Origin of the sequence: Bradyrhizobium sp. B039 (genome assembly GCF_038965675.1) — a bacterium.
GTDB classification, from domain to species: Bacteria; Pseudomonadota; Alphaproteobacteria; order Rhizobiales; family Xanthobacteraceae; genus Bradyrhizobium; species Bradyrhizobium diazoefficiens.
In genome coordinates this window covers 3641306-3664610 of the sequence record NZ_CP152416.1, presented here as the reverse complement: position 1 = coordinate 3664610, position 23305 = coordinate 3641306, and the positions used below count along the sequence as shown (strand labels likewise).

General features: G+C 63.4%; 24 protein-coding genes. 9 read left to right on the top strand and 15 right to left on the bottom strand.

From position 1 onward, the window contains the following. Positions 1 to 89: 89 nt before the first annotated feature. The gene (locus tag AAFG50_RS17005) at positions 90 to 1004 is read left to right on the top strand and encodes a hypothetical protein (RefSeq protein ID WP_161535470.1); all 915 of its coding nucleotides are present in this window, start codon (positions 90 to 92) and stop codon (positions 1002 to 1004) included. Then, complete coding sequence (locus AAFG50_RS17000) at positions 1001 to 1963, top strand: hypothetical protein (protein ID WP_028170734.1); 963 nt, start codon at positions 1001 to 1003, stop codon at positions 1961 to 1963. The genes AAFG50_RS17005 and AAFG50_RS17000 overlap by 4 nt, the downstream gene beginning before the upstream one ends. A 742-nt stretch (positions 1964 to 2705) precedes the next feature. On the opposite strand, the gene AAFG50_RS16995 is transcribed toward AAFG50_RS17000, so the two are convergent. The 3 genes from AAFG50_RS16995 to AAFG50_RS16985 all read right to left on the bottom strand — a co-directional run bounded on the left by AAFG50_RS16995 (position 2706) and on the right by AAFG50_RS16985 (position 5486). Further along, positions 2706 to 3692, bottom strand: coding sequence for a peptidyl-alpha-hydroxyglycine alpha-amidating lyase family protein (locus AAFG50_RS16995; RefSeq protein WP_028170733.1), 987 nt, complete (start codon positions 3690 to 3692; stop codon positions 2706 to 2708). Between the two features lie 39 nt (positions 3693 to 3731). Then, positions 3732 to 4403: a 4-carboxy-4-hydroxy-2-oxoadipate aldolase/oxaloacetate decarboxylase gene (locus AAFG50_RS16990; protein WP_011086423.1), complete on the bottom strand. Its 672-nt coding sequence runs from the start codon at positions 4401 to 4403 to the stop codon at positions 3732 to 3734. A 96-nt stretch (positions 4404 to 4499) separates the two neighbouring features. After that, positions 4500 to 5486 carry a LysR substrate-binding domain-containing protein gene (locus AAFG50_RS16985; protein ID WP_051000296.1) on the bottom strand — a complete coding sequence of 329 codons (987 nt, stop codon included), beginning with the start codon at positions 5484 to 5486 and terminating at the stop codon, positions 4500 to 4502. Between the two features lie 186 nt (positions 5487 to 5672). Between AAFG50_RS16985 and AAFG50_RS16980 the strand changes: the two genes are divergently transcribed. Genes AAFG50_RS16980 through AAFG50_RS16955 form a run of 6 tightly spaced genes read left to right on the top strand, consistent with a single transcriptional unit; the run spans position 5673 to position 10329 of the window. Next, positions 5673 to 6431 carry an SDR family oxidoreductase gene (locus tag AAFG50_RS16980; protein ID WP_011086421.1) on the top strand — a complete coding sequence of 253 codons (759 nt, stop codon included), beginning with the start codon at positions 5673 to 5675 and terminating at the stop codon, positions 6429 to 6431. 47 nt (positions 6432 to 6478) lie between these two features. Then, positions 6479 to 6925, top strand: coding sequence for a biotin/lipoyl-containing protein (locus tag AAFG50_RS16975; RefSeq protein WP_342714202.1), 447 nt, complete (start codon positions 6479 to 6481; stop codon positions 6923 to 6925). Next, positions 6925 to 8280: an acetyl-CoA carboxylase biotin carboxylase subunit gene (gene accC / locus AAFG50_RS16970; RefSeq protein ID WP_011086419.1), complete on the top strand. Its 1356-nt coding sequence runs from the start codon at positions 6925 to 6927 to the stop codon at positions 8278 to 8280. The genes AAFG50_RS16975 and accC overlap by 1 nt, the downstream gene beginning before the upstream one ends. Then, positions 8277 to 8939 (top strand): 5-oxoprolinase subunit PxpB, encoded by a 663-nt coding sequence (gene pxpB, locus AAFG50_RS16965; protein WP_028170731.1) that lies wholly within the window; start codon positions 8277 to 8279, stop codon positions 8937 to 8939. Before accC ends, pxpB (AAFG50_RS16965) begins: the two co-directional genes overlap by 4 nt. Continuing rightward, positions 8936 to 9919, top strand: a complete 984-nt coding sequence (locus AAFG50_RS16960; protein ID WP_011086417.1) for a biotin-dependent carboxyltransferase family protein — start codon at positions 8936 to 8938, stop codon at positions 9917 to 9919. The genes pxpB (AAFG50_RS16965) and AAFG50_RS16960 overlap by 4 nt, the downstream gene beginning before the upstream one ends. Next, positions 9904 to 10329: an acetyl-CoA carboxylase biotin carboxyl carrier protein subunit gene (locus tag AAFG50_RS16955; protein WP_011086416.1), complete on the top strand. Its 426-nt coding sequence runs from the start codon at positions 9904 to 9906 to the stop codon at positions 10327 to 10329. Before AAFG50_RS16960 ends, AAFG50_RS16955 begins: the two co-directional genes overlap by 16 nt. Here the strand turns inward: AAFG50_RS16955 and AAFG50_RS16950 are convergent. The 9 genes from AAFG50_RS16950 to AAFG50_RS16910 all read right to left on the bottom strand — a co-directional run bounded on the left by AAFG50_RS16950 (position 10322) and on the right by AAFG50_RS16910 (position 19084). Continuing rightward, entirely contained in the window at positions 10322 to 11089 is a 768-nt protein-coding gene (locus tag AAFG50_RS16950; protein ID WP_028170730.1) for a 5-oxoprolinase subunit PxpA, read from the bottom strand. The two genes, AAFG50_RS16955 and AAFG50_RS16950, sit on opposite strands and share 8 nt — an antisense overlap. 35 nt (positions 11090 to 11124) lie before the next feature. Then, entirely contained in the window at positions 11125 to 12102 is a 978-nt protein-coding gene (locus tag AAFG50_RS16945; protein WP_028170729.1) for a biotin-dependent carboxyltransferase family protein, read from the bottom strand. Further along, positions 12099 to 12818, bottom strand: a complete 720-nt coding sequence (gene pxpB, locus AAFG50_RS16940; protein WP_074077062.1) for a 5-oxoprolinase subunit PxpB — start codon at positions 12816 to 12818, stop codon at positions 12099 to 12101. The genes AAFG50_RS16945 and pxpB (AAFG50_RS16940) overlap by 4 nt, the downstream gene beginning before the upstream one ends. Before the next feature lie 114 nt (positions 12819 to 12932). Further along, the gene (locus tag AAFG50_RS16935) at positions 12933 to 14027 is read right to left on the bottom strand and encodes an ABC transporter ATP-binding protein (protein ID WP_028170727.1); all 1095 of its coding nucleotides are present in this window, start codon (positions 14025 to 14027) and stop codon (positions 12933 to 12935) included. A gap of 11 nt (positions 14028 to 14038) precedes the next feature. After that, positions 14039 to 15103 carry an extracellular solute-binding protein gene (locus AAFG50_RS16930; RefSeq protein WP_231166689.1) on the bottom strand — a complete coding sequence of 355 codons (1065 nt, stop codon included), beginning with the start codon at positions 15101 to 15103 and terminating at the stop codon, positions 14039 to 14041. A 28-nt stretch (positions 15104 to 15131) separates the two neighbouring features. Further along, the gene (locus tag AAFG50_RS16925) at positions 15132 to 15935 is read right to left on the bottom strand and encodes an ABC transporter permease (protein WP_028170726.1); all 804 of its coding nucleotides are present in this window, start codon (positions 15933 to 15935) and stop codon (positions 15132 to 15134) included. Further along, on the bottom strand, positions 15935 to 16867 hold the full coding sequence (locus AAFG50_RS16920; protein WP_039184219.1) for an ABC transporter permease: 933 nt from the start codon (positions 16865 to 16867) through the stop codon (positions 15935 to 15937). Before AAFG50_RS16920 ends, AAFG50_RS16925 begins: the two co-directional genes overlap by 1 nt. Positions 16868 to 17085: 218 nt before the next feature. After that, a complete protein-coding gene (locus AAFG50_RS16915) occupies positions 17086 to 18288 on the bottom strand; it encodes a pyridoxal phosphate-dependent aminotransferase (protein WP_028170724.1) in 1203 nt (400 codons plus the stop codon). After that, a complete protein-coding gene (locus AAFG50_RS16910) occupies positions 18281 to 19084 on the bottom strand; it encodes an SDR family oxidoreductase (RefSeq protein WP_028170723.1) in 804 nt (267 codons plus the stop codon). Before AAFG50_RS16910 ends, AAFG50_RS16915 begins: the two co-directional genes overlap by 8 nt. Before the next feature lie 237 nt (positions 19085 to 19321). Between AAFG50_RS16910 and AAFG50_RS16905 the strand changes: the two genes are divergently transcribed. Then, entirely contained in the window at positions 19322 to 20014 is a 693-nt protein-coding gene (locus AAFG50_RS16905; RefSeq protein ID WP_011086406.1) for an SDR family NAD(P)-dependent oxidoreductase, read from the top strand. A gap of 77 nt (positions 20015 to 20091) precedes the next feature. Here AAFG50_RS16905 and AAFG50_RS16900 read toward each other — a convergent pair whose 3' ends face one another. Genes AAFG50_RS16900 through AAFG50_RS16890 form a run of 3 tightly spaced genes read right to left on the bottom strand, consistent with a single transcriptional unit; the run spans position 20092 to position 23303 of the window. Further along, a complete protein-coding gene (locus AAFG50_RS16900) occupies positions 20092 to 20793 on the bottom strand; it encodes an aldolase/citrate lyase family protein (RefSeq protein ID WP_028170722.1) in 702 nt (233 codons plus the stop codon). Positions 20794 to 20809: 16 nt separating this feature from the next. After that, positions 20810 to 21613 (bottom strand): SDR family oxidoreductase, encoded by an 804-nt coding sequence (locus AAFG50_RS16895; RefSeq protein WP_028170721.1) that lies wholly within the window; start codon positions 21611 to 21613, stop codon positions 20810 to 20812. A 7-nt stretch (positions 21614 to 21620) separates the two neighbouring features. Continuing rightward, positions 21621 to 23303: a hydantoinase B/oxoprolinase family protein gene (locus AAFG50_RS16890; RefSeq protein WP_028170720.1), complete on the bottom strand. Its 1683-nt coding sequence runs from the start codon at positions 23301 to 23303 to the stop codon at positions 21621 to 21623. Positions 23304 to 23305 lie beyond the last annotated feature (2 nt).

Here is a 23305-nt window from a genome sequence, read left to right as displayed (position 1 = left end):
GCGAGAGCACTTCGTTTGCACGGCTGCCGGCACGCGGGTTGGCTGGTATCCCTCCCGATTGGCTTCCGCCGGGCAAGAAGGCTGCCGTCGTGTTCACCATCGACGACGTCCATCCCGGTACCTCTCGCGACAGCTATGAGGCTGGCGGCGACCTCGACCATGGGCAGCTTCGTTTTCTGATCCGCCTGCTGACCGCTCATTCGAAGCTGCGCGCTACTCTGTTCGTGACGGCCGATTGGCGCGCAAAACACCCATCCGTTTCGCACCCGCTGCTGATGCACATTCCCGGTGTGCGGCGTCTTTGGTGCGAATGGAATACGTTGCCCGAAGGCACGATGCGCATCGACAGGTTTCCGCGCTTCATCGAATTCCTCAAGAACCTGCCAAGGGTTGAAATCGGGCTGCACGGCCTCACGCACAACCGCGGACGGCACCCCACGCATCTCGAATATCTGGATGCGAGCGAGGAGGAATGCCGGCGCAGTTTGGCGGGGATCTTCCAAATCTTTCACGCCGCCAACCTGGCGTTCGTGCCGGGAATGTCGCCGCCCGGCTGGTACCTGAGCCATGGACTTGCGAGGGCAATGCGGGACGCCGGCCTGACCTTCGTCGGCTCCTCGCGCGACCTCGTGAGCGCCGTGCATCGTGAAGCGCGGAGCGGTATGAGCGGGCTCACCGGTACGTCACTGATCGCGCCACAATGGATATCCGGTGGATTGTTGAACTTCACGACCAACTATCAGGCGACGTCGACCATCGACCGGGCAAGGTCAATTATCGATCACGGTGGTCTGCTTGCGATCAAGGCGCATGTCATCAAGAGGGCCGGATCCTATGTTGCGCTGGATGGGCTCGGCGAAGAATATTGCGATCACCTGCATGCGGTGTTTGATTACCTGGAGACAGTCGGCGAGGACCTCTGGTGGACCAGCATGGGCGAGATTGCCGCGCGCTGCGTTGCGGCGCTGCCGCAGGCATCCATTGGCAAGGCGAATGATCTGTGAAGGTCAGCATCAACCCCGCAGGCTTTGAAGCCGAGCATCTCGCCGCCCTGAACCGATCGTTCGGCGATTGGGGCGACGGGCGCCGCTGGCGGTGGTGTTTTGCGCGGTCATCCTTGTCCGAGCCGGCCGATATCGTCGTCGCCGAGGTGAACGGTGCTGCGATTGCTGGAACGGGCATCTCCTATCGGCGAATGATCACGCCCGACGGCGGAACTCTGCTGGCCGGAATCCTGACGGCGGCGTGGTCGCTTCCGGTCAAGTCCGCCCGCGGCGCCTACATGCACGTGATATCGGAAGCGATGCGGCGGATTGCCGAGCGCGGCGGCGCCGTCGCGCTCGGCTTCATGCCGCAGAATAAGTCGAGCGGCCTTCAGCTCCTGCGCGCAGGCGCGATGGCGGCAACCACCGCCTATGTGTCCACGCCCGCTGGCTGGAATGACGGATTGCCGGGCGAATTGAAACCTTGCGTCCTGACGAGCAGTCTCATCGAAGAGCTGTTTCGTCGCGTGAACCGTCGCGCACAACGCGGTCTACGATTCACCTACCCGGATATCGGTGAGTTCGGTGGACAGTTTCTCGAGCGGCCGCATCCCGTCGAGGTGCTCGCGGATGCCAAGGGCGGCTATTTCATTCTCGAACGCTTGTCGCAAGCGATGAACCTGCTTGCGGTCCTTCCGGCCGATGGCGACGCGCGCGCGCCTGGACAGCATCTCATTGATGCGGCCCAGCTTGCCGCCGACCAGAACTCTAAGCTCCTTTCCTATGCATCGAACGAGCATGCTATCGCGGAGGCCGTCGCAGCGGGTCTGGTTGCCAAGCCCGGTTTCATCACCGTGACGATCGCAAACGTGCAAGCACTGTCGGCCGCCGTATCCAACGCGTTGGAAGTGGGCGCTGCAACGAGCGCCTGTCTTGCGATGCTGAGGGCTTTCCACGTCGAGAACGGCGATCGGATGTAGCCAGGCGACATTTGCCCGGTCAACGTCGTCCCCGCCTGCTCGGCAGTGCGTTGTCCGCAAGAAAGAACCGTTTGAAAAATCAGCTGCTCAAACGGTTTTGCTCGCCAAGCTATTGATTTGGTGGGCTCGAACCTGGGACCCTCTGATTAAGAGTCAGCCGCTCCAATCCCAGGTTTCCGCATCATTGATCTATTAAGCTGCAAGTTCTGCTGCGCGAATGCGGCGCCAGAAAGGGGCGCCCTACGCCCGCACTTCAGCACGCTTGCTCAGGTTAGATGTCGTAAGATTTTTCTTGATCTCTCGGTGCACACGCCGCGCTCTAACCGATTGAAAAACTTGAACTCTCGCTCCAATCCATCATGGGGACCGTGGCGAATTTTCGATCTAATTCATTCATTTCATTGATATATTTTGACTTCGACCGATCCTAAGCGTGATTGAAAAATCTGCTTTGATCAAGCTGTCGCCGATCGGTTCTTGTAGGACGATATGCACAAAATGGAAGCGGAAATCGGCTTTCGGAGTCTCGGTGCACACGGCCTTGCACACACATGCGAAATTGCACGCGACGCTCGCATAACGTGCATCCTGGATCTTCCTGGCATACCGGTTGACGAGATCGGCTCGGTTATACTCATCGAGCGATGTGAGTATAATTCGCGTTCTTATGCCGCACTTATGCGTCGGCCGTCTGCCTCCAATCGAACCTTCCCCAGCGATGATCGGCTAGCCAGATCGCCCTCTAGCGAGGCACCTCCGCCACGCGCTGCAGCTTCTGCAAGCAGCGCGTGGTGCGAACCACGGTCGGCATGTCCTCGTCAGGAAAATTAGTCTTCCAGTCGGTCACGCCGACCTCGCCGACATACATGTCGCCTTTGGAATCCAGCGCAATGCCATGCGGCGCGAGGAATTTGCCGCTCGCAAGACCGGGGCCATCCTCGCCGCCGAGGCGCGCGATACGCTTGCCCTTGGCGTCCACGATCGACAACCGCGGGCCGAGATTGGGTACCTTGCGGTTGACCGGCATGGCAGGGCCGAGCTCGCCGATCACGAAGGTCGGGCTCTTGCCGCCACCGCAACAGCACAGCGCGCACGGCCGGTGCAGATTGTTCCACTGCGCCTCGTATTTACCGTTGCCGTCGAACACCTGCACGCGATGGTTCTCGCGGTCGGCGACATAGACCCAACCATCGGCGTCGGTGACGATATTATGCACGATGTTGAACTGGCCGGGATCGGTGCCGGGCGCGCCCCAGCTCTTGATCAGTCTGCCGTCCGGCGTGAATTTGTGGATGCGGGCATTGCCGTAGCCGTCGGAGACGTAGATCTCTCCCTTAGGGGACAGCGCGGTGTGGGTGCAGCGATGGAACGGCTCGCCGCTCATGAACGGCGCGGGCTTTTCGGGAACACCGATCGTCAGTAGCACCTTGCCGTCAGTGGTGCACTTTCGCACGGTGTGGTCGCCGTCATCGGTGCAATAGAGGTTGTCGTCGGCGTCGATGTGCAGGCCGTGCGCGCGGGAGAACAGCCCCTCACCCCAGCTGCGCAGGAAATTTCCGTCGCGGTCGAGCACCACCATCGGATGGGCGCCGCGGTTGAAGACGTAGATGCGGTCGCGGCTGTCGACCGCGACGGAAGCGACGTCGGTGAGCTGCCAGCCATCCGGCAGTTTCGCCCAATTGTCGACGACGCGGTAGCGGTGCTCGCCCGAGCCGAGAATGGCTGACACTCGTTTTCCTGTTGTTACGCGCCTGCGTCGCCTGATCGCTCAGGCGAAGGTGCAGCCCTTGGATTCCAGCACCTTGCCGATGCCGGACAGCTCGAGGATGTTCCCGCCGGCCTTCAGCGCTTTCATCACGTCGGCTTCTTTGTCCTCGCGCGCCGCCGACTTGACGCAGACGTCGGCGATGTTCTCCTTCGGCACGATGACGACGCCATCGTCATCGGCGCTCACGATGTCGCCGGGGCGGACGGCGATCCCGCCGATGACGATCGGCTGATTGATAGTGCCGAGGGTCTCCTTGACGGTGCCCTTCATGCACAGGCCGTAGGAGAAGACGTTGAAGCCGGTGTCGCGCACGGCAAGGCCATCGCGAACGCCCGCATCCGTGACCAGGCCGACGATGCCCTTGGCGACGCAGGCCGTCGCCAGCACCTCGCCGAAGCCGCCCTGCTCGGGATGTTCGCCCGCGCTCACCACGAGCACGTCGCCCGGCTTTGCCAACGAAATCGCCGTGATCAACATCATATTGTCGCCGGGATGGCAGCTCACCGTGAGCGCCGGTCCGCAAGCGCGCATCCCGGAATAGATCGGCTTGATGCGGAAGGTCAGCGCACCCGATCGTCCCTGCGCTTCGTGAAGGGTGGACGGAGGAAACTTCTTGATGCGCTCGACAAGCTCGGCGGCGGGCCGATCGAATGTCCTGATTACATGCACCATGGTAACCTCCTTGCGGTCGCGATCTCCGTTACACCTCCATAACCAACCGCCTTTGGGCGGAAAATTCAGATTTTAGGATTGCCGCATCGTGTTTCGTTATGGCTCGTCCTTCGGCTCATCCGGAGGCGACGCTGGGCCACCCGAGGCGATGGCAACCGAGCCGAGCTGGGCCTCGAACGGCCCCCAGGTCTTGACGATGATCTCGAGCAGGATCTTGTAGACGGCGAATGCGGCGTCGGACAACGCGGCATTGTCGGAAATGCATAGCGACATCTGTTGCGAGGCCGACGGCGCGTTGATCCGCCGAATGCAGAGTTCGTCGAGGTTCGGCAACTCCTTTGCGATCGACATGGGCAGCACAGCCGCCCCCACTCCGGCTGCAATCGCCGAAGACAGGGTCGACTGGGAGTGGATCTCGGCGACGATGCGCGGGCGGAGGCCCACCTCGGCGCAGACGCGCTCCACGGTCTGTCGCAGGAAGGATTCCCGATATGGCAGAAGCAGGTCGAATTGTGCGACCTCCGCCGCCGAGACCTCCTCCGGCGGCATCTGCTCCGGATACATGCCGCGGGGCGCGACAAGATAGAAGTATTCGCGCATCAGCGGCTTGTAATCGAGGCCGGTCACCGGGCGCTCGCCGTAAAGGACAGCCATGTCCATGCTCCCCTTCAGCATCATCTCGCTGAGCATGACCCCGGAGCTGTCATAAATGTGCGGCACGATGCCGGGATAGCGTTCGCGGATCTGCGTGAGCAATGGGGTCGCCAGCAACGCCGCCGAACTGAGCGGGGCCAGACCGATCGTGACGTTGCCGGTCAGCTCCGGCTTGTTGTCCAGAATGGTGCGCCTGGCTTCTTCAATCTGCCGCTGGATCGACTTGGAATAGCGGTAGAGGATTCGTCCGGCCTCGGTGGGCTTGACCCCGCGGGCGCTGCGGTCGAGCAGCTTGCACTTGAAATCCGCCTCCAGGCTCGCAATGTGCTGACTCAGTGCCGGCTGCGCAACATTCAGCACCTTCGCCGCGCTCGTCATGCTGCCGAGATCCACGACCTTGATGAAGGCCTCCAAACGTTTCGTATCCAATACGGCCTCTCCGGATATCCAGGCAGGGAGCAATGCAGCAGCAATAGGCTGAAGCTATGGGATCAGAAGGAATTGTTCTTACCACTGGGAACCTGAGGGGCCTATAGCTAGTGCTGAACTCGTCCGCCGCTCGCGTTGCAGCCGACGCCACCAGCGGGTTGGACGGTAGCAGAGGAGCCCTCGCGGATGGGATTTTCGGACTATCGGACGGCCCTGGTGACGGGCGCATCCTCCGGAATAGGGGCTGCGACGGTTCGCCGCCTGAGTGCAGAAGGGCTCGAGGTCTACGCTGTGGCCCGCGACGCCGCTCGCCTCAGCGCCTTATCTGCGGAGACCGGTTGCCGCCCCTGCGCCGTGGACATCAGCGACCTCAATGCGCTTGCGGCATTGGCGAAGTCGGCTGAGTTCGACGTCCTGGTCAACAACGCCGGCCAGTCCCGCCGCGGCAATATTCTGGACACGACGGCAGAGGATGTCGACGCCCTCATCGACGTCAATTTGCGCGCGGTCCTGCATCTGACGCGGCTGATCGTGCCGGGCATGGCGCGCCGCGACCGCGGCCATGTCGTCAACATCTCCTCGATCGCAGGTCACTACGCTTTCGGTGGCGGAAACACCGTGTATCACGCCACGAAGGCTGGCATTCACTCGCTGTCGCAGCAACTGCGCGTCGACCTCTACGGGACCAGGGTTCGCGTCACCGAGATATCGCCGGCCCGGGTCGAGACGGAAGTGTTCGGACGGCTGCTGGGTGATCTGGCCGAAGCCAAGCGCCGCTTCTTTGACGATTATGATGCTCTCCAGCCCGAGGACATCGCCAATTCGATCGCGTTCGCGGTTGGGTCCCCGGCACGCATGAATGTTGCCTTCATGGAAGTCCTGCCGACCCAGCAGGTCGTCGGCGGCCTCAATTTTGCACAGAAGAGCCGGCCGCCGGCCGAGTGACGCATGAACGCCCCGAACTCGACAGGCCGTCAACGCGGAGCGTGACCGTGGACCTCTCCAAAATCGAACAACTGGTCGATCTCGTTACGCGTTCCTCCATCGCCGAGCTGGACCTCACGCAGAACGGCACCCGCATCCGCATCCTCAAGCGCGCGCCTGCGGCCCTGGGTCCGCCTGCAAACCGGGCAGCGGTCGAGGCCCCTGCTCTCGATCATCCGGACAGCCCAGCTCCCGAGGCTGCCGCCGACATCGTGGTGCCGGCGCCGATGCATGGCATCTTCTACCGGGCTGCGGCGCCGGACGAGCCGCCGCTGGTCGAGGTCGGCACGCGGATCGAGGCCGGGCAGAAGATCTGCATCATCGAAGCGATGAAGACCTTCATCGACATCGCCGCCGAGGCGCCCGGCGTCGTGCTTGCGATCCTCGCAGAGGATGGTCAGGAGATCGAGGCCGGGTGGGCTCTGTTCCGGATTGGGCCGGCGGGTTCATCCTGATGTTCGACAAGGTCCTGATCGCCAACCGGGGCGAGATCGCGCTTCGCATCCAGCGCGCCTGTCGGGCGATGGGTCTCAAGACGGTCGTCATTCACTCGGAGGCGGATCGCGACGCACGCTATGTCGCACTCGCCGATGAGGCACTCTGCATCGGGCCGGCGCCGGCAAGCAGCACCTATCTCAACGTTGCGGCGATCCTGCTCGCAGTCGAGGTCAGCGGCGCCCAGGCGATCCACCCGGGTTACGGATTCCTCTCGGAGAGTGCGGAGTTCGCCGATCGGGTCGCGCGCGCCGGCCTCGCCTTCATCGGCCCGCCGGCGGATTGTATTCGGACCATGGGCGACAAGGTCGCGGCCAAGCGCGCGATGCGGCTGGCGGGCGTGCCTTGCGTGCCCGGGCCGGACAGCGCCCTGCCGGAGGATCCGTCCGAGGTGCACGCGATCGCGCGGGACATCGGATACCCCGTCATCATCAAGGCCGCCGGAGGCGGCGGCGGACGCGGCATGCGGATCGTGCGCAGCGAAGGCGCGCTGGACGACGCGCTGGCGCTGACCCGCGCGGAAGCCAGCAAGGCCTTCAAGAACGCTGCGGTCTACATCGAGAAATTCCTCGAAAAGCCCCGCCATATCGAGATTCAAGTGTTGTGCGATCAGCATGACAATCATCTCTGGCTCGGCGACCGCGACTGCTCGCTTCAGCGCAGGAACCAGAAGGTGGTCGAGGAAGCCCCCGCGCCCGGCATCGATCGCGCTCTGATCGAGCGGGTGGGCGCAAGCTGCGTCGAAGCCTGCCGGCGGATCGGCTATCGCGGCGCCGGCACATTCGAATTCCTCTACGAGAACGGCCAATTCTTCTTCATCGAAATGAACACGCGCGTCCAGGTGGAGCATCCCGTCACCGAGGCCACGACGGGGATCGACATCGTCAAGGCGCAGATCCGCATCGCGCAAGGCGAGCCGTTGGGCATCGCGCAAGGCGACATCGCACGTGTAGGCCATGCCATTGAATTCCGCATCAATGCCGAAGACCCCACCACCTTCGCTCCCTCGCCCGGCATGGTGACGCGCTGGGATGTTCCCGGCGGCATCGGCATCCGCGTCGATTCGCATATCACCGCCGGCGCCACCGTTCCCCGGCACTATGACTCGCTGATCGGCAAGCTCATCGCTCATGGTGGCAGCCGCGAGGAAGCTATGGCGCGTGCGCGCGTCGCCTTGTCCGAGCTACGCGCCGAAGGCATCCGAACCAATGTGCCGTTGCATCAGGCGATCCTCGCCGATCCCGCGTTTTGCCGTGGCGGCTACGACATCCACCATCTCGAGCACTGGATGAATGCGCGGGCGGCCGCGCCATGACGGCCCCGGACCGACCGCGGATCAGCCTGCTCGGGACATCGGCCCTCCTGTTCGAGGCACCGGGCGCATTCGACCTGCCGCACCAGCGGCGCATCTGGTCGCTGGCGGCCACTGCATCGAAATGGCCAGGGATCCGCGAGGCCATTCCCGGCATCACCAATTTGATGCTGACCTTCGCTACCCCTCCGCGCGAGCTGGACGCCTTGATCGCCGCTCTCAACGACGGTTGGGACGCGGCGGAAGGCCTCACGATCAGCGGGCGCGAGATCAGGTTGCCGGTCACCTATGGCGGCGAGATCGGATCGTCTCTTCAGTCCGTCGCCGATCATTGCGGCCTGTCTGTCGACGACGTGGTCTCGATCCACGCCGCCCCGCTCTACACGGTGTTCGCGCTCGGCAGCCATCCCGGCTATTGCTATCTGGGCGGCATGGATCGACGCATCACCATGCCGCGCCGTCAGACGCCGCTGCAACGCTCCGCGGGCGGCTGGGTCTCGATCGGCGGATCGCAGACCGGTGTCTCCGCCTCCCCCGGGCCGAGCGGCTGGCACGCCATCGGGCATACGAGCTGGACCTTCTTCGATCCGTCCTGGCCGACGCCAGCCGCACTCGCGCCGGGCGATACGATCCGCTTCGAGATCGAACGGGTGATCCGGTGATCGAGATTGTGTCAGTCACGGGGCCCGCCAGCGTCCAGGATCTCGGCCGCTTCGATCAGTATCGCTTTGGGGTCGGCACGTCGGGTGCGATGGACGATGTCGCCCTGCGGGCCGGCAACATCCTTCTCGGCAACGACGAGAACTCCGCCGGCATCGAAATCCCGATGCTGCCGTTCAAGCTTCGTTTCGGCCGGGACATGGCCTTTGCGCTCACGGGCGCCGATGTCGAGGCGGAGATCGCCGGACGCGTGATCCCGCCATGGTGGCGGTCGCACGCCCGTACCGGCGATATCCTGACCGTCAAGGCAATGCCCCGCGGTGCGCGAAGCTATCTGACATTCGGCGGCGGCATCGACGTGCCCATGGTGCTGGGCTCACGCAGCACGCAGTTTCGCGGCGAGTTCGGCGGCTGGCACGGACGGCCGCTCCAGGCCGGCGACATCCTGTCCTGTACGGCATCCACCGCTACGATCGGTGAGCTCGGGGTCGAGCCCGCCGAGATCACGCTGGTGCGGCCGAACGCTACGCCGGACGAGACCGTCGTCAGGGTCGTGATTGCCGGCGAATATGACGGGTTCGACGCCACCACGCAGGCGCTGTTCTGGTCCAGCAGCTGGAAGATCACGCCGCAGAGCAACCGTTACGGCTACCGCCTGCAAGGCCCCACCGTGAAGCCGGAGGTGCCGATCGAGAAGCGCTCGCACGGCATCGTCCCTGGCGTCATCCAGATTCCACCGAACGGACAGCCGATCATCCAGATGCGCGACGCGCAGACGTCTGGCGGCTACCCGAAGATCGCAACCGTGATCCGGGCCGACTTGTGGCGTGTCGGGCAGGCGCGGCTCGGCGGCAAGCTGCGGTTCGAACAAACGGCTTACACCGATGCGCTGGCAGCCGAGGCCGAGATGTCGGCCTATCTCGATCGGCTCAGGACCAATGTTCACCTTGTCGAGGAGACCAGAACATGCCGATCGAGCTGACTGACATCGCGCGTCTGGCGCAAATCCTCGAAAAATCCGGCGTCGACACCATCGAAATCGAGGAGCCCGGCCAGTCCCTGAAGCTGGTCGTCGACACGGGTCCGCGGATGGCCGCGTCACCGACGCTTGCTGCCCCCGCTGCAGACCATTCCGTCATCGCCAAAGCCGACGTCGCAGGGCATTTCCTTGCGGCTCATCCCTGGCGGGACAAGCCGTTCGTCGCACAGGGTCAACGCATCGAGGCCGGCGCGGTCGTCGGCCTCGTCAAGATCGGGCTCTTGTATGCGCCCATCGTGGCACCGGCCGCCGGCACCGTCGATGCCGTGATCGCGGAGCCTGGCGCAACGGTCGGCTACGGCACGCCGATTGTGCGCATCCGCCCGCTGGCCGGGAGCAGCCCTATCAATTGAGCAGGACAGTTGCGGGCGTGACTTCGCCGCCGCCCTGCTCGATCACGCGGCGCACCGTGCCGGCGAGGTTGACCGATCCGGGCGTGTCGCTGTGGATCAGGATCGAGCGCGCCTCGACCTTGATCGACTTGCCTTCGATGGTCTGCACCGTCCCGCTGTCCAGGAACCGCTTGACCCGCTCCGCCACGGCTTCAGTCGAGGTGACGACCGAGTTGGGAAGCTTGCGGGACACCAGATGGCCGTTCTCGTCATATGCGCGATCAGCCAGGAACAGAGTCAGGATGCGCAGGCCTACCTTGCGCGCGGCGCGCACGATCTCGGCATCAGGCTGCGAGAACACGATGAAATCGCGATTGATGGTCGCGATCGCGCGGGCGACGACATCAGCCATATCGGGGTCCGCATTGACCATGTTGCCCATCGCAGCATGGAAGCTGACATGGGTCACGCGGTGGCCGGCATTGGCCGCGATCGCCTGCAACGCACCGATCTGATAGACCATGTGCTTCTCGAGCTCGGCGGCGTCCATCTGAATCACGCGGCGGCCAAATCCGAGAAGGTCGGGCAGGCCCGGATGGGCGCCGACCTCGACCCCCTTCTGCTTCGCCAGGCGAACCATGCGATCCATGATGATGGGATCGCCGGCGTGGAAACCGCACGCCACGTTGGCCGATGAGACGATGCTCATCAGCGCCTCGTCGTCGCAGATGCGATAATTGCCGAATCCTTCACCCATGTCCGAATTGATGCCGATTTTCATGTTCGTACCCTGCTCTTGTTATTGTTGACGTCCACTCAAAGCTCTCGATAGAGATCCGCGGTCGCACGCAACTTCGCGAGGTAGTCGTTGACCGGAGCCATGGCCGCGACCGCGTCCTGGTAGCTCACCTCGCTGAAGGCAATGAACGATCCCGGCGCCGCCTGGCCGAGGCGCCAGAGATCGGCCTGGATCACGGCCGCCATCTTCGGATAGCCACCGGCCGTATTGGCGTCGCTCATCTGGATGATCGGCTCGCCGGCCGGCGGCACCTGCACGACGCCAGCCACCACGCCGTGCGAGCGCATCTCGACCGGCGCATCCAATGTCAGCTTGCCGCCGGTGAGACGGTAGCCGCCCCGGTCGCTCTGGCCGCTGATCTTCCATCGCGTCGACCAGAACCTCGCCCGCATCTCCTCCGAGAACAGGTCGAACTCGCCGGCCCGCATGACGCGTAACCGCAGCCCACGGTCATCCGCCGGAGCGGCGCCTGGAATCGCGACATCCGGCGGCGCCACACCGAAGTCGAAGCGGCCCACGCTGCCGCGCGACGAACTCCCGATCGGCACGACGTCGCCCGCCTGCAAGGTACGGCCCTCGAGCCCGCCGAAGCCGCCGCGCAGATGAGTGCTACGCGAGCCCAGCACGCGCGGAACATCGATGCCGCCGCCGAACGCCGTGTAGACCCGCGCGCCACGTCGCGGCGCGGTGATCGCGAGAACGTCGCCCGCCCTTGCCTGCGTGCACCACCACGGCCGGACGGTTGATCCCGCCAGCGTCGAGTCGTGATCGGCGCCAGTGAGCGCAAACGTAGTATCTGTCTGGAAGCGCAGGCGGAACGGAAAGGTCTGAATCTCGATGCCGGCCGCACCATCTTCATTGCCGAGCAGCGCATTGCCGGCGGCGAGCGCGACGGGATCCATGGCGCCGGACGTGCTCACGCCGAAACGACGCGCGCCGTGGCGGCCAATATCCTGGATGGTGTTAAAGGCGGGGCTGGTCAATATCTCGATCACAGCTCGACTCGATCGATTATGAATCTGACGCGATCGCCCGGAAGCATCAGGGACGGTTGCTCACTCTGTGGATCGAACATGGTGACCGATGCCCATCCGATCGCGTTCCATCCATTCGGACTTGTCAGCACCGCGACGCCCGTCTGCATCCCGCCGATCGTCACCGAGCCCGCCCGCATGTTGAGCGACGGCACGGATTTGCGCGGCATGTGAATGCGCGGATCGAGACCGTGGAGATATCCGAAACCCGGCGAACTCGCGACGGCGCACACGGTGTATTCGCCTTCGCTGTGAATCCTGATGACGTCACGCTCGGACAATCCGGCGCGTCTCGCAACCGCCGGCAGGTCGAAGCCGAGCTCCCCGCCGTAGATCACGGGAATTTCGATGAGCTGGCCGTCGGCCTTTCGGCTCGGCACGCGATGCCACAGTTCGACGATCGAGGCGCCGAGCATGCCGATATCCGCCGGCGGCTGCTCGAATACGAGCATCACATTGGTGACGCCGATGACGGCCTCCTGGACGTTGGGCCAGGTAGAAACCGCATCCGCAAGGGCCCAGATGCGGCCCTGCTGGACCAGGTCGAAGTCACCCGGTGCCTCAACCAGCATTGCAAGTGTGCCGATCAGGCTGATCTTCGGACTTTTCTCGATCGTGCCGACAAAAGGGGCGTTGGGCTGATTAATCGACAAAAGGGCCTCGCTGATCGAACGCACGTGGCGCTGCCACCCCTAGATCTAGCCAAGCGGCGCAAGCCGATCCAAGACGATGTTCGTCTGCGGGTATAAGGGATGTCGATTGCCCGCGAGACGTCGCGTTCGTTCCGAGCTTCAGTGACGGGCAATGACGTGATTGCTCGGGGACTCCCATCGCGCGACAACCTCCTCGCCCACGGCGTATCGAAGTCCCGCTTGCTGCGATTGATTCTGCTCGAACACGATGATCTGGCCGCCGCTCGGCGTCTTGAGGTAGTAGTGACTGACAAACCCGCGATAAATGGCCTGGTCGACACGCGCCGTCACGCTATTGGCGCGTTGCGCCGTCGTGCTCTGGCCAACGCGCTCGACCACGATTGCCTCGGGCCTGATCGAGACCATCACGTCGCTTGCCGATTGCGGAATCTGGTCGACCTGGAGGCTCAATTCGGGCGAGACACGAATGACCGCTCCGCTTCCGTTTCGCTGCTCGATGAGACCCTTAAACAGATTTGACGCGCCGATGAACTGCGCGACGAATTTCGAGGCCGGACGCTGGTAGATTTCGGTCGCCGAGCCGACCTGCTCGAGCTTGCCATCGCGCATCACCACGATCTTGTCGGCCATCGTCAGGGCTTCGTCCTGGTCGTGGGTCACCATGATGGTGGTCAACCCGAGCCTGCGCTGAAGGGCACGCAGCTCGACCTGCATGCTTTCGCGAAGTCCCTTGTCGAGCGCCCCGAGCGGCTCGTCCAGCAGCAGCATCGCCGGCTCGATCACCAGGGCGCGCCCCAGTGCGACGCGCTGCTGCTGACCACCGGAGAGCTGCGCCGGATAGCGCTTCCCGAAGCTCGACAGCTGGACCAGATTGAGGGCTTCGCCCACCTTCCTTGCGGCAGCGGCCTTGGATATCCCGCGCATCTCGAGACCGAATGCGATGTTCTCCTCGACGGTCAGGTGAGGAAACAGCGCGTAGTTCTGGAACAACATCCCGACGTTGCGGCGGTGCACCGGAACGTCCGTCATCTTCTTGTCGTTCACGAAGACGTCGCCGGATGTCGGACGGATCAGCCCCGCGATCATGCGCAGGCAGGTCGTCTTGCCGCATCCGCTCGGACCGAGCAGCGCAACCATGTGGCCCGGCTCGATCGTGAGCGAGACATCGTCGACCGCGACGGTGCGGTTGTATTCCTTGCTGAGGCGGTCAAGCCTGACTTCGGAAGACCTCATGGCACCCTGCCTTAGCTCGTGAACACCTGATTGTAGCGTTCGAGCCACGGACCGCGGCGCGGAACGATGAACTTCCAGTCCGGCGTGAACAGCCCGAGATCGGTTGCCTTGGTGTCGGGATAGGCAAGGAACTTGGCCGTCTCCGGCTTGAAGTCGATACCGCCCACCGAGGGCGCGCTGAGAGTCTGCTCGGACAGCATCTTGGCGACCGAGGGCTCCAGAATGCGGTTGATCAGGGCACAGGCGAGCTCCGGCTCAGGCGCATTCTTGACCAGCGTCATACTGTTGATGCCGGTGAACGCGCCTTCCTTGGGGAAGGTCATGTCGATCGGCATGCCCTTCGCCGTGTGCGGATAGATCGCCTTCGAATATTCGATGCCGCCGATGGTCGCCTGCCCCTGCGCCACCTGAAGCACCTGCGCCTCGCTGTCGTAGATCGTCAGGACGTTGGGCTTGAGCATTGCGAGCTTGTCCCAGCCGCTATCGACCAGGTATTGCGCCTCCTTCAGCGGCTTGCCCGTCGTGAGCGCCGTCGCCACGATGAGCATCAGCACGCTCTGGGTGTTCTTGGGCGTATTCAGCAGGATCTGCTTGCGATACTTGGCGTCGAAGATCTGCTCGTAGCTCTCGAGCGGCTTCGTCACCTGCGGATTGATGAACATGGCCGCGCTCGAAATCGAGAAGCCGACGCCATAATCCTCCTCGAACAGATAGCGCGGATAGACCTTCGCAAGATTGGGAATCTTGCTCGCGTCGAGCTTGTCGATCAGCCCTTCCTGCTTGGCCTGGGGAATGCCGACGTCGTCCATCATCATCATGCTGAAGCGCGGCGTGTCGCGGGTCGCGCGAAGAGCGGCGATGTTGGAGAGCGTCGCACCTTCGATCGTGAAGACGCGGCACTTGAACTCGGCCTCGAACTTGGGAATGACCTCTTTCTGGATAAGCTTGCCGAGCGCCGAATTGTAGACGCCGACATGCAGTTGCTTGGCATCCTGCGCCGACGCCCGGCTGATGATCGTCGGGAAGGCGATCGCAGATGCACCGGCTTTAATGAGAGTCCTACGTGTCAGCTTCATGGGTCCAATCTCCATCTACCAATGCACATCAGGCGGCCAGCGCGCGGCGAAGGCCAACCAGCTTTTCAAGCAGCAGGACACCGACCATCGCCATGAGGATGATGATCGTCGACATTGCAGGCACGGAAGGGTCAAAGACGTTGACCAGTTGCCGCATCAGAACGAGCGGTACGGGCGAGTATTCGGAGTTCGCTAGCCACATCGTGACCGGGTAGTTGTCGAAGGACACCATGAAGGCGAACAACCCGCCGGCGGCGACGCCGGAGGCGATCTGCGGCAACGTCACCCGCCAAAAGGTCGTCAGCCGGTTTGCGCCGAGGGTGCGCGCGGCATCCTCCAGGTTCTCATCCACCAGCTGAAGGCTGGTGACGACGGTGCGGATGACATAGGGCGACGTCACGACCACGTGCCCAATCAGGAGATTGAGCCGCGCATCCTGCGAGCCAAGCTTGGTCAGGACCTGAAGCAGCGCCAGGCCCGTGACCAGCGCCGGGAAAATCAGCGGCGACAGCAAGAACCCCTTGATCGCCGCCAAGCCGAACAACCTGCCCCGCACCAGTGCAAAGGCCGCGGGCACACCGAACAGGAGCGAGCCCGCCGTCGTGCCGAGGGCGAGCAGAATGCTCAGCCTCATCGCCTCGAGGAAGTCGCGGTCCTGGAGAACCTTGGCGTACCATTTCAGCGTGAAGCCTTGCGGGGGGAAGGTCACGAAATAGGAATCGGAGACCGACACCGCCATGACGAGGAGCAGCGGCGCCAGGATGAACAGCATCATGCCGGCGGTGATGGTGTAGAGGATGAAGGCGCCGAAGCCTGAAAACCGCTCGTCCATCAGTCGGGCCTCCTGAGACGCCGGCCTTCCAGAAGCCACATCGAGACGCCATTCACCGCGAGGACGAGGCCGACGAGAACGACGGCAATCGCAGCGCCGAACGGCCAGTCGTAGACGACGAAGATCTGCTGTTCGATCAGATTGCCGAGCATCACCGCCGAGGCACCGCCCAGGATCGCGGGGATGACGAAGGAGCCGGCCGTGAGCGAGAATACGAGGGTAAAGCCCGCCACGAAGCCGGGCATGCTCAGCGGCAACGTCACCCGGAGGAACACCCTCCACCACGGAGCGCCAAGCATGCGGGCGGCATCTTCGAGATTGGGATCGATCTTGCCGAGCGCCGACGCCAATGGCAGCACCATCATCGGGAAGAACACGTGCAGCGATCCGATGACGACGGCCACTTCGGTGTAGAGAACCGATATCGGTGCGTCGACAACGTGCAGCGTCATCAAGATCCAGTTCAACATCCCTTTCGGGCCGTTCTGGAGCACCAGCTGCCAGCCGTATCCACGAACGACGACGCTGACGATCAAAGGCGCAATGACGATCAGCGTGATGATCCGCGTGACCATCGGACGGCTCTTGACCATCACCAGCGCAACCGGATAGGCGAGCACGGTCGCGAGCGCCGAGGTGATGATGCTGATCCGCAGCGTCGTCCAAAGCACGCGCGCATAGAGCTCGACGTTGATCAGACGCGCGTAGTGCGCGAGCGTGAACGGGCGCCCGATGATGCCGCGGCTGTCCTGCGTCTGGATGCTCGAGAGCAGCAGCCCCAGCGCCGGATAGAAGAAGAAGTATGTGAGAAATGCCAGCATCGGGACGGCAAGGAGCCCGACCGGCAAAGCCAGGCGCCACCGCGGTCGCCGCCGGGCTGCCGGAGGAGCTTCAACGCTCAAAATCGCCACCGCATCGTCGCTGGTGGTCATCGCTGGCCGTCCTCGACTGCGCGATACCAAGGCAATACCCCTCTTTGCACAAAGCTTATGCGTCGGCACCCTACAGGACCAAGAACATCTTCGTTTAGGGGCATCAGGAAGGATTATGACAATTGGTTCGGCAGACTGCTCCGATCTTGGTCGACGAATGCCGCTGGCTGCATCTTTGGTTCTCCGCCGAGGGCCGAGCCCCCTGACATATCGACGCGTCAGCGCAGGCTTTCGCAGAAGTTCGCGATACGCCGGCAGCCTTCCTTGAGCGATTCGGTATCGGTCGCGTAGGAAATGCGGAAGTACGGGCTCATGCCATAGGCGCCGCCCGGCACGGCCGCGACATGCTGCTCTTCCAGCAAAGCCGAGATGAAGTCGGCATCGGTGTCCAACCGCCGCCCGGCCTTGGTGGTCTTGCCGATACAGCCGGCGATGTTCGGGAACACGTAGAAGGCCCCTTCCGGCTTGTGGCAGGTGATGCCGGGGATCTGATTGAGCAGCTTGACCACCAGATCGCGCCGGTCGCGATAGATGTCCGCGCGCTCCTTCAGGAACTCCTGCGGCCCATCCAGGACCGCAACCGCCGCCGCCTGGCTCAGGGTGCAGATTCCACCGGTCGCCTGACCGTGGACATTGTTCATCGCAGCGATCAGGTCCTTGGGGCCGCCGCAATAGCCGACCCGCCAGCCAGTCATGGCGTAGGCCTTTGACGCGCCGTTCACGGTCACGACACGGTTCTTCAGTCTCGGTTCAACCTCCGCGATGGTGCAGAATTCGAAACCATCATAAGTGAGGTGCTCGTAGATATCGTCGGTGAGAATCCAGACGTCGGGATACTTCAGCATGACGTCGGCGATCGCGCGCATCTCGTCGCGCGTGCACGCCGCGCCGGTCGGATTGTTGGGAAAGTTCAGGATCAGCCACTTCGTCCGCGGCGTGATCGCCGCATCCAGGTCCGTCGGGCGGAGCTTGAACTGGTTGTTCTCCGGGCACGGCACGGCGACGGGCGTCGCCTCTGCAAGGAGAACGATGTCCGCATAGGTGATCCAGCCGGGCGCGGGAATGACGACCTCGTCGCCGGGATTACAGGTGGCAAACAGCGCGTTGAAGATGATCTGCTTGCCGCCGTTGGCGATCAGGATCTCGTCGAGGGCGTAGTCGAGATTGTTCTCGCGCTTGAACTTGCGCTGGACCGCGGTCCGCAACGCGACAGTCCCCGGCTGCGCCGGGTACTTGGTATCGCCGGCCAGGGCGGCCCGATGTGCGGCCTCGATCGCATGCGGCGGCGTCGGAAAATCGGGCTCGCCGGACGACAGGCCGACGATCTTGACACCTGCGTCGCGGAGCTCGCGCGCCTTGTCCGTCATCGCCGCCGAGGCCGACACCTTCACAGTCTTGAGGCGGTTTGCGAGTTCAGGCATTGTCAGCTCCACTTCTCATTTCTTTCAAACGCGCGGCCTCGGATCGGCTCGCAAATCGCAATTCGCCAACGACCTGGAACGTGGGTACGACCTCGATCATCGCGACGTTCATCCGCGCCGGCGATCCCACCGCGAACGCAATGGCATCGGCGATGTCTTCGGACTGGAGCGTCTCGAAGCCGCCGACGAACCGGGCATCCGGATTGTCGGTGGCGTTCTGGTTCTGGAAGATCCTCGTCGCCACACGCCCGGGCGAGACTTCGGTGACGCGAACGCCGGTGCCGTAGAGGTCGACGCGCAATTGCTGCGAGAGCGAATGAATGCCCGCCTTCGTCGCGTGATAGGCCACGGATGAGTTGAAGGTCGTGGCGTTTTCGCCGAAGGCGTAATGGCCCGCGATCGAGGAGACGTTGACCACGTGGCCACGGTTGCGCCTCGCCATGCCAGGTGCGATCAATCGCGTCAGGTGCAGGACCGCGCGCAGATTGACGTCGACCAGCGTGTCGACATCATCCGATGCCATCTCCAGGATATTGCCGCGCCGCGACTGGCCGGCATTGTTGACGAGAACATCGAATTCGGCCGAACCGGCAAGGCGCATCAAGGCGTCGTGGTCGTTCACGTCGACTGCACCGGCGCGGCATCCGGTCTCGGCCGACAGGCTGGCTAGCCGGCGAACATCCCGCGCCAGCGCGTGGACCTCGAGCCCCTCGGCACGGAGACGACGAACCGTCGCAGCCCCGATTCCCGAGGACGCGCCCGTCACCAACGCCGTTCGGTAGTCCGAAAATCCCATCCGCAGGGCTCTCTTGCAGTCAGGCCGAGCGGCGGGAAGTTACGTGCGGAGATCGACGCAGGCATACAGCGGATTTGTTCTGCCCTCATAAGGACATCCAATATCCCGGCCTTAACTCGTCGGGTGCACGAGCCATAAGCCCACCCGATGCAGGCAGAGTGAATTTCTCTTACTCGTCCTCGCGCGTATCGCCCTACATTTTGCAACGCTATTCTCACCCACGGGAAACGGACCAGAATGTTGGAAGTCGGCAATCGGATCGTCATGGTCTCCGGAGCTTCGCGCGGCATTGGGCGTGCGGTCGTCGACCGGCTACTGGCGTCGGGCTTCCGCGTATCGGCGGGGCTTCGCGATCCGAGCCGCCTCGCCGAGAGCGAGAGGCTCATGACGTACCGCTATGATGCCGAAGACGCCAGGAGCCCGATCTCCTGGGTCAACGCGACAGTCGCACGGTGGGGCGGGATCGACGCCATCGTCAACGCGGCCGGCATCAATCCGAAGGTCCGGGTCTCCGACGAGGGCGAGAACGAGCTCGATGAAATGTGGCGCGTGAACGTCAAGGGGCCCCTGCGCCTCGTCAGGGCGACCCTGCCCCATCTGGCCGTGTGCGGACATGGCCGGGTCATCAATCTGGGGTCCCTCGCCGGCAAGCGCGTGGGAAGCAATGTCGGCTATGCCATGACCAAGTTCGCTGTCGTTGCGCTCACCCACGGCATTCGCCGGGAGGGACGTGCGGCCGGCATCCGGGCGACGGTGATCTGCCCGGGCTATGTTGCCACCGACATGACGCTGAACGACGACGAGATTCCCCGCCACGAGATGAGCCAGCCGGGCGACATCGCCCGCCTGGTGGAAACCGCACTCATGCTGCCGAACAACGCGTCGGTCTCCGAGATGCTCGTGCACTGCCAGTTCGAACCGATGCTTTAAAACCCGGGCGCGACGATGACATTCGCAGCGGGTGAGCAAATCGCCGGCAACCCGGACAAGTCCGGCCCTGGGCCCTATCACCGCCCAAGCAATGTCTTGATGCCGGCCAAACCGATCCGCAGGAAGGGGTCTGAATGGATGTAGAAATATTTGACGCCCCGGTCGCGCCAGAACGGTAGTTCGTCAGACGTCACAAGTGTCCCGGCGATCTTGCCGGCGGCGCGGATCTTCCTGACCGCAAGATCGACCCGCTCGACGACGGCTTGGGGTCTCGGCTCTCCGAAGGGCGGAGCCGGCGGATAACCCATGTTCTGGGACAGGTCGCCAGGCCCGATGAAGAAAACATCAATGCCTTCCATCGCGAGCAAGGAATCGATGTCGTCAATCGCCCTCGGCGTTTCGATCATTGCAACGATCAACCGCTTTTCGTGGTCGGCAGGGCACGCGTAGCGCACGGCGTCGACGATCGCACGCGCCTGGTCGGCAGTATCGACCATTGGCACCATCAGGCCGTCGGCGCCGGCATTGAGATAACGGATCAGAACCGGCCGTTCATGCGAATGCGGACGGACGATGGCGGCGCCGCCCGCGCCGCGAATGGCCTGGGCCGTCACACGCACGTCCTCAAAGCTCCAGGTCCCGTGCTCGCAATCGACGAAGATTGCATCGGCACCGAGTTCGACCAGACGGACGGCCAGGCCCGACGAAGCGTGATGCGGTGTAAGCATCGTGACCGCCTCGCCCTTGGCAAGGCGCTCGCGCAGTTTGGCTCCATTCATGGGAGATCCTTCCCTGTCAGATCTTTGGCTTGTCGCTCAGCCCTTCTGGCGCACCGACCCACCGGGCCATCTCGATATCGGCCGAGGTGTCGCGCATGAAGGTTGGGCAGATGTGCAACTCGGGGATCACTGCGCCCTTCTGCAGGCTGGCGCAGAGCAGCACGGCGCGTGCAACGTCGTGCGGGTGAAGCATCACGGCCCGCTCGCCTTCGAGCGGCGGCCGGGCGCGATTGTCCATGATCGGGGTATCGGTCTCGCCGGGCAAGATCGTCGTCGCGCGAATGCCCTGGTTGCGATAGGTGTTGTGCAGGAAGGTCATGAAATTCTTCACGCCGGCCTTGGCCGCGCCATAGGCCGCGCCGCCGAGCAGGTTCGGATTGACGACCGCGAGCGACGACACCGTGATCACCGTGCCTTCCTTCCTCGCGATCATGTCCTCCAGCACGGCCTGGGTGAGATTGAACACGGCGGTGAGGTTGACGTTCACCGTGGCGTTCCACTCGGCCTCGCTGATGAAGCGCGCGTTCAGCACCTTGCTGGCACTGCCGGCATTGTTGACGAGAATGTCGATCGGTCCGACATTGCTCTTCACCCAGGCAACCGCCTCCAGGATCGCGTCCCGGGAACCGACATCGAACGCGCGGGCGATGGCCTTGCCGCCCGCCTTCTCGATCGACGTGACGACCTCCTCGAGCGGGCCGATCCGGCGTCCTGTCAGGATAACCCTCGCACCTTCCTGGGCGAGCAGGATCGCGGTCTCGCGTCCGATCCCCGTTCCCGCGCCGGTGACGAGCGCGATCTTTCCGTCGAGCAGACTCATGATTCTCCTATTCGGCGGCCGTCGCCGCCAGGCTTGAGCGCTGATGGCCGTAAATCTGCCTCGCGGCCTGCGGCGTGATCAACCCTTCCGCGAGATCGAGCTCGATCGCGGCCGCGGAGCGCTCCGACGTCTTGCCCCAGCCGCCGCCTCCCGGCGTCTCGACCTCCAGGCGGTCACCCGTCTTCAGGACGACCTTGCCCTTGGGAAATTGCGGCTCGCCGTTCTTGTGCACCTTGCCGGCGCTGCCGGGCCGGCCTCCGACGACCCCGAAGCAGGGATGACGCACCCGCTCGGAGGCAAGATAGATGTTCATCGGATTACGCCCGAGATTGCGCAAGATGACGCGCTGGCCAAGCCCGCCCCGGCTTTTGCCGGCGCCGCCGGAATCCGGAATCAGCTCCTTGCACTCGGTGAGCGCGGGGACGGCGATCTCGAACATCTCGATCGCGGTGACCCTGCAATTGGACGGGAAGCTCAGCGTGTCCAGACCGTCGAACTCGGCGCGGGCGCCCTGCCCGCCGTGAAAATTCTGCACCGAGCCGTATTGCGAACCGTCGTCGCGCCGGCCGACGCAGTTGGCGGCCCAGATCGGCGCGCCGCCGCTGTCGCCCATCACCTTGACCGGCACCACGCCTTCCAGCGCCTTGAAGATCAGCGAGGGAATGACGTGGCCGATCAGATTACGCGAATTGCCTGCCGTCCATTGCTCCGGATTGAGGATCGAGCCAAGCGGCGCCTCGTCGGTGATCGGGGTGATGCAGCCCTCGTTGTTCGGCGTATCCGGGTCGAGCAGGCATTTCAGTGCGTAGACCGAATGGGCGTAGCGGTAATTGGTCCGGCAGTTGATGGAATGGAGCACCTGGTCTGACGTGCCGGCATAGTCGACGTGGATGGAATCGTCGCGGACGATGACGGAGGCCTTCAAGGTCACATCCGTGTCGTAGCCGTCGAGCAGCACCTCGGCGGAATAGGTCCCATTAGGCCATTGCCGGATCGCCCGCCGCGTCTGCGCCTCGGATCGCGTATGGATGGCGTCGGCCAGTTCGTCGATGCTGTCGAGGTCGTATTCGTCGAGGAATTTCACCAGTTCGCGGCCCATCACATTGTTGGCTGCAACCATGGATTCGAGATCGCCCATCACCTCGGTCGGCAGGCGAACCGAGGCGGCGATGATGTAGAGCACGTCCTTGTTCGGAACGCCTGCCTTGTGCAGCTTCACGATCGGGAAGCGGATTCCCTCCTCGAAGATGTCGCTGGCTTCGGAATGCAGGGGAGCGCCGCCAATATCAGGCAGATGCGCGATCGAACCGGCATAGGCCACGACCTTGCCGTTCTTGAAGATCGGCGTGATCATCGTCACATCAGGCAGATGCCCGGTGCCGATCTCCGGATCGTTGGTGGCGAGCACATCGCCTTCTTCCAGAGTCTCAGCCGGAAACCTGGGCAGGAAATATTTTTGCGCGGCCACCGGCAGCGAGGTGATGAACACCGGAATCGACCAGGTGCATTGCGCAAGCGCGCGGCCGCGGCTGTCGAGCAGCACGGTCACATAGTCGTGGTTCTCGCGCACGATCGGCGAGAACGCGGTGCGGCCGAGCACGATGTCGGCCTGGTCAGCGATGAAGATCAATCGATTCCACATCACCTGGAGATTGATCGGATCGTTGAAATCGGCAGCGTTCACGGACATGG

Coding starts and splice junctions, on each gene's coding strand:
- AAFG50_RS16990 (WP_011086423.1), bottom strand. CDS start 4,403: ATGGTGCATGTAATCAGGACATTCGATCGGCCCGCCGCCGAGCTTGTC.
- AAFG50_RS16980 (WP_011086421.1), top strand. CDS start 5,673: ATGGGATTTTCGGACTATCGGACGGCCCTGGTGACGGGCGCATCCTCC.
- accC (WP_011086419.1), top strand. CDS start 6,925: ATGTTCGACAAGGTCCTGATCGCCAACCGGGGCGAGATCGCGCTTCGC.
- pxpB (WP_028170731.1), top strand. CDS start 8,277: ATGACGGCCCCGGACCGACCGCGGATCAGCCTGCTCGGGACATCGGCC.
- AAFG50_RS16955 (WP_011086416.1), top strand. CDS start 9,904: ATGCCGATCGAGCTGACTGACATCGCGCGTCTGGCGCAAATCCTCGAA.
- AAFG50_RS16950 (WP_028170730.1), bottom strand. CDS start 11,089: ATGAAAATCGGCATCAATTCGGACATGGGTGAAGGATTCGGCAATTAT.
- AAFG50_RS16935 (WP_028170727.1), bottom strand. CDS start 14,027: ATGAGGTCTTCCGAAGTCAGGCTTGACCGCCTCAGCAAGGAATACAAC.
- AAFG50_RS16930 (WP_231166689.1), bottom strand. CDS start 15,103: ATGAAGCTGACACGTAGGACTCTCATTAAAGCCGGTGCATCTGCGATC.
- AAFG50_RS16925 (WP_028170726.1), bottom strand. CDS start 15,935: ATGGACGAGCGGTTTTCAGGCTTCGGCGCCTTCATCCTCTACACCATC.
- AAFG50_RS16920 (WP_039184219.1), bottom strand. CDS start 16,867: ATGACCACCAGCGACGATGCGGTGGCGATTTTGAGCGTTGAAGCTCCT.
- AAFG50_RS16915 (WP_028170724.1), bottom strand. CDS start 18,288: ATGCCTGAACTCGCAAACCGCCTCAAGACTGTGAAGGTGTCGGCCTCG.
- AAFG50_RS16910 (WP_028170723.1), bottom strand. CDS start 19,084: ATGGGATTTTCGGACTACCGAACGGCGTTGGTGACGGGCGCGTCCTCG.
- AAFG50_RS16905 (WP_011086406.1), top strand. CDS start 19,322: ATGTTGGAAGTCGGCAATCGGATCGTCATGGTCTCCGGAGCTTCGCGC.
- AAFG50_RS16900 (WP_028170722.1), bottom strand. CDS start 20,793: ATGAATGGAGCCAAACTGCGCGAGCGCCTTGCCAAGGGCGAGGCGGTC.
- AAFG50_RS16895 (WP_028170721.1), bottom strand. CDS start 21,613: ATGAGTCTGCTCGACGGAAAGATCGCGCTCGTCACCGGCGCGGGAACG.
- AAFG50_RS16890 (WP_028170720.1), bottom strand. CDS start 23,303: ATGTCCGTGAACGCTGCCGATTTCAACGATCCGATCAATCTCCAGGTG.